At 42.7% G+C, this 5,260-nt stretch carries 3 protein-coding genes; all 3 read left to right on the forward strand.

What is annotated here, in order from left to right; translation table 11 throughout:
- Positions 1-179: 179 nt before the first annotated feature.
- Positions 180-338 (forward strand): hypothetical protein, encoded by a 159-nt coding sequence (locus F6K38_RS24620; RefSeq protein WP_287250842.1) that lies wholly within the window; start codon positions 180-182, stop codon positions 336-338.
- A 494-nt stretch (positions 339-832) separates the two neighbouring features.
- A complete protein-coding gene (locus F6K38_RS24625; protein WP_044493053.1) occupies positions 833-1,216 on the forward strand; it encodes an endonuclease domain-containing protein in 384 nt (127 codons plus the stop codon).
- 546 nt (positions 1,217-1,762) lie between these two features.
- Positions 1,763-4,882, forward strand: a complete 3,120-nt coding sequence (locus F6K38_RS24630) for an NACHT domain-containing protein (protein ID WP_287357764.1) — start codon at positions 1,763-1,765, stop codon at positions 4,880-4,882.
- Positions 4,883-5,260: the final 378 nt, after the last annotated feature.

Consider the following 5,260-nt stretch of genomic DNA (forward strand, 5'->3'; position numbering starts at 1 on the left):
GACATTTTTATGGTAATAAATAATTATTTATTTTGTCAAGTAATTTTTAATTTTTTTTTGCGTTAGGGGGTATATAAAAAAAATATATTAGTATTTTTGATTTTTTTTATAGTAATTTTCTATGCCATGATGTACAAAATGATCCCCCTAAATCCCCCTTAATAAGGGGGACTTTGAGGTTGAAAAGTGTACCTGATAAATCCTATAAATGCTATAGCAAAGAGCGATTGCGTAGCATGACTTACGGTCAATCACTTTTAGCGGAAGCTGAGGCCTTTGGCCACGCTACGCGTTCGCGTAGCGTCGGCTTTGCCGAAACGCTTCATCGCGTAGCATAGCCTACGGTAAATCCCTTAGCGGATAAGAGCATTACATTTAATTTTAAAGGTTAATTTTGCGATAGTATTTAAGTTTAGATCGTAATCTTGGGATAGTATTTAAATTGATAAGATATTTATGGGTTCCCGTAGCGGCTCCTAGATACCATCTCTTTCTATGCCATTTATTTGCTCGATCCCTCCCAGCCCCCCGTGATCAAAGGGGGGAGTCCGGAAATCTATAAATTGCATTTAATTCCAAAGATTAATCTTGGGATAGTATTTAAGTTGAGCCGGTCATGATTGGATAGTATTTAAATTGATAGGATATTTATGGGTTCCCGTAGCGGCTCCTAGATACCATCCCTTTCTATCCCATTTACTCGCTTGATCCCCCCCAGCCCCCCGTGATCATTGGGGGGAGTCCGGAAATGTATCTTAAAAGTCCCCCTTATTAAGGGGGATTTAGGGGGATCCAAACCCACGGCAAAAACCACAAGTTCAATTCTTGTAAAATGTGCGATCGCCAACAAAGACAATTTCATCTACCTTATAACTCCAATTTAGTAAGCAGAGCTAGAGAATTAAGGAAAACTATGACACCAGCCGAGAAAAAGCTGTGGTCTGACTATTTGAAAATTTTTAAATTTAGAGTCTTGCGACAAAGACCGATAGGTAATTTTATTTTTGACTTTTATTGCGCTGCTTTAAAATTAGTTATTGAAGTTGATGGAGAGTCTCATTATACAGAAGCTGGCCAAGCTTATGATAAAGAAAGAAGTCAGATTATTGAAGGTTATGGATTAAAAGTAATTCGATTTACCAATGATGAAGTATTGCATAATTTTGAAGCAGTGTGCTATCGGATAAGCAGTGAGCTTCCCTCTAACACAACTTAGAGCTGTTTCAAAATTTAATAATTTAACGATTTTATCGAATTTTTTTAGGGATTAGGAATGAGGGTAATGGTCTTAGTTGGAGGAGTGGGTTTGCTTAGCGGCTCCTACATACCATCCCTTTCTATTGCATTTACTCGCTCGATCCCCCCCAGCCCCCCCCGTGATCATTGGGGGGAGTCCGGAAATCTATCTCAAAAGCCTGATTATTGTAAGAAGTCCGGAAATTTATCTGAAAAGTCCCCCTTATTAAGGGGGATTTAGGGGGATCAAAACCCACGCAAAAAACCCTACTCCCTAAATTGCTATAATTAATATAGCGGTTTTCAATTTGGTGAGGTACAGATTTCCTGGTTTTAGGGAACAGGGAACAGGGAAAAAATTCTGTGTACCTCATTAGGATAAAAACCGCTATATAGCAACTCTCTATGCCATGAGGTACAAAGAGATCCCCCTAAATCCCCCTTATCAAGGGGGACTTTGAGGTTGAGAAGCGTACCTCATAAATCATAGAAACGCTATAGCATCGAACATAATTACCTATAAATTATGGAACCATTCTCCTTTTTGGCTAGTTTAGAACTATCGAAAATCGCGTCACCGTTGTTAGGTACTGTTGCGGGAGAAGCAGGTAAGCGTATAGTTAAAGCTCTGACGAAAAGCGATGTAGAGAAGGCAATCCAAGCTGGAGAAGAGGCAGTTAAGGAATGGGAAAAACAACTGGAACCGAGCCAGTTGTTATTTTTTCATGCTCCCCCGGATGGATTGAATGGAGTTAAAAATTTTTTGCAGGGCTATTTTACTAACTCGGCGGTTTTGGAACAATTACATAAACCGTTAATTAATCAAGGTAAGCCAGACCGGGATATTTTAATCAGGGTATTTCAACAGCAAGCTGAAACCCATAACATTAAACTAAATCAAGATAGTCTCAAACCTTGGATAGAGAGATTTGTTAATGCTTATTTTCAGCATACGGTTACTTATCTAAAATTTCAGGTAGCTAAACAGGATTATTGTGAGCAGTTAGCTAACTGGTTTGATGATGTCAAGTTTGCTGGCATTGCTGTGCCTGGGCAAGAGGTAGAGAAATCGGAGAAGTTAGCTCAGATTTTTGTAATGCCCGATGTGGTGGAAGAGGTATCAACTGCTGGCGGTTGGGAGCGGGAGTTGTTAGCAGCAGAAAGTGGGGAAAAGCCGGAAAGGGCGTTGTTGGAAAAGACGACTGGACGGAAATTTTTGGCTCAGCAGCTATTGAGCCAAAGTCAGTCGAGACGAGTGGTGATATTGGGTGCGCCTGGTTCGGGAAAAACCACGTTGATGAGTTATTTTGCGGTAATGTTGGCTGAGAGCAAAGCTGAGGTTTTGGGATTAGATGGTGATACGGACTGGCTACCGATTTTAATTAGGATGCGAGATTTTGGGATAAATCTCGATAAAAACCTGATCGACTATGCTCGTGGGTTTGCGGAAAACACGATGTCAGTGCAACGGTTACCAGTTGGATTTTTTGAGCATTGGTTGTCTGATGGTAGGGCGTTGATATTGCTGGATGGTTTGGATGAAGTAGCAGAAGAGGCTAAACGCAATGATGTAGTCAGGCGCATCGAGAATTTTTTAGGACAGTTTGACAGAAATCGCGCTATTATTACATCTAGACCGGCTGGTTATCGACGGGACTTTTTCCGCACTGAGGACTTTCCCCACTATCAAATTGAACCCTTTGATGATAGCAAGATTTCCGCGTTTATTGATAACTGGTATAACAGTCGCTTTCAAGACCAAGCAGAAGCTGAAAGGCGCAAGGATAGTTTACGAAAGGCTCTCGATGATAATGACCGGATTAAGCTATTGGCACGGAATCCGTTATTGTTGACAATTATTGCATTAATTCATCGGTATCAAGCGGTTTTGCCCAAGGAACGCTATAAGCTTTATGACAAAGCAGTGGAAACCTTGTTAACCTCTTGGGATGCTAATAAAGAGTTAAGTAGTGATAAGTGGTTGACCTATTTGAGTTTGGATGACTTACGCCGATTGATGGAATGGTTGGCGTATTGGATTCATTCTCAGGGAAATGCTGAAGATAAGGATAGTGGCACGCTTATTGATCAAGATGATTTGATTAACCAATTGGCTGAGCAGATTAAAACCTTGAAGCAGGTGGATTTGTATAAAGCCAAGCAAGAGGCGAAACGGTTTGTGGAGTTGATTCGGAAGCGCACGGGTTTGTTGAATGAACAGGGGCAAGATTGTTATGGTTTTGTCCATAAGACCTTTCAGGAATATTTGTGTGCTCAGGAGATTAACTATCAAGCGGAGAATGAGTATAATTTCGATATTGTTTTGAATCATATTCGGGAGCATTTACATGACTCCCACTGGCGCGAAGTGTTATTATTGCTGATAGCACAACAAAAACCGAAAAATGCGGCAAAGGCGATTAATGCACTTTTGAATAATAAGAGTAACTATGAGCACTGGTTACATCGGGATTTGTTGTTTGCTGGTAATTGTTTGGGAGAAGACCCGAAAAATTTACGAAGTACTGATAGTGAGTTAGTTCAAGATATTTTGGAGCGGTTGGTTGAGTTGGAGGTGAGTAGTGAGGAGCGGGTTGGTGAGAAGATTCGCGAGCAGGTTTTTCAGATAATTTGTAGTTTGTATGAAACGGATTTTGAGGCACAGGTATTGGAATTGTTGAAGGAAGAATTCCATCGAATTGATGACATACGATTGCTGAACTATCGACACGAGTTAGGGGAAAAATATCAGGTAATTACAATATTGTTGACACGACTAAAGCATGATGATTTTGTTGTGCGTAGGAGGGCAGCCGATGCCTTGGGCAAATTGGGCAATAGCTCAGAAACTGTAATAAACGCCCTGCTAGCAGGACTTCAGGATGATGATTCTGATGTGCGTTTGAGGGCAGCGGAAGCCTTGGGTCAATTGGGCAACAGCTCAGAAACGGTAGTCAACGTCCTCATAGCACTAGTAAAAGATGATCACTCTTTTGTGCGTTGGAGGGCAGCCAATGCCTTGGGCAAATTGGGCAACAACTCAGAAACTGTAATCAACGCCCTCCTGGCAAGGCTAATGAATGATCATTCTCTTGTGCGTTTGAGGGTAGCGGAAGTCTTGGGCCAATTGGGCAACAGCTCAGAAACCGTAATCAACGCCCTCATAGCAGGGCTAATGGATGATGATTCTGTTGCGCGTGTGATAGCAGCCAATGCCTTGGGCAAATTGGGCAACAACTCAGAAACTGTAATCAACGCCCTGCTAGCAGGACTTCAGGATGATGATTCTGATGTGCGTGTGACGGCAGCCAATGTCTTGGTCAATTTGGGCAACAGCTCAGAAACTGTAATCAACGCCCTCATAGCAGGACTTCAGGATGATGATTCTGATGTGCGTGTGAGTGCAGCGGAAGCCTTGGGCAATTTGGGCAACATCTCAGAAACGGTAGTCAACGCCCTCCTAGCACTACTAATGGATGATGATTATGATGTGCGTAAGGACGCAGCCAATGCCTTGGGCAAATTGGGCAAAACATCTAATCATATTCTCCCTACTGTAATTGAATGGATTGAACAACACCAGGATTCAGAGTATGTGGGCAGTGGTATTGATGCCTTGTGGGATTTGGTGGTAGGACGGGAGTAGGGAATTTAGAATTTAGAATTTAGAATTTAGAATTTAGAATTTAGAATCGGGAGTGGGGAGTCGGGAGTGTAATGGATCAAGAGGATAGTTTTTGTTGAATGCGATCGCTTTTAGCGTGGCCTACGGCCAATCGCGTAGCGTGACCAAAAGTCAATCGCGTAGCGTGACCATTCCCGTAGCGTGGCCGAAAGGCCAAGGTCAATCGCTAAAAGCGATGGTCGGTACGAGCTGCTATGGGAACGCATCAGCTACAGAGCCCTTGGGTGGTGCGTTACGGGGCGGACTATCCCAACTCTGACGGTGCGTTACGGGACGGGCTATCCCAACTCTGGCTACGAGGCAGAAAATGAGGGCGAGCCCGCCCCTAACGCACCCTAC

Source organism: Moorena sp. SIO3B2 (assembly GCF_010692525.1).
Taxonomy (GTDB): Bacteria; Cyanobacteriota; Cyanobacteriia; order Cyanobacteriales; family Coleofasciculaceae; genus Moorena; species Moorena producens.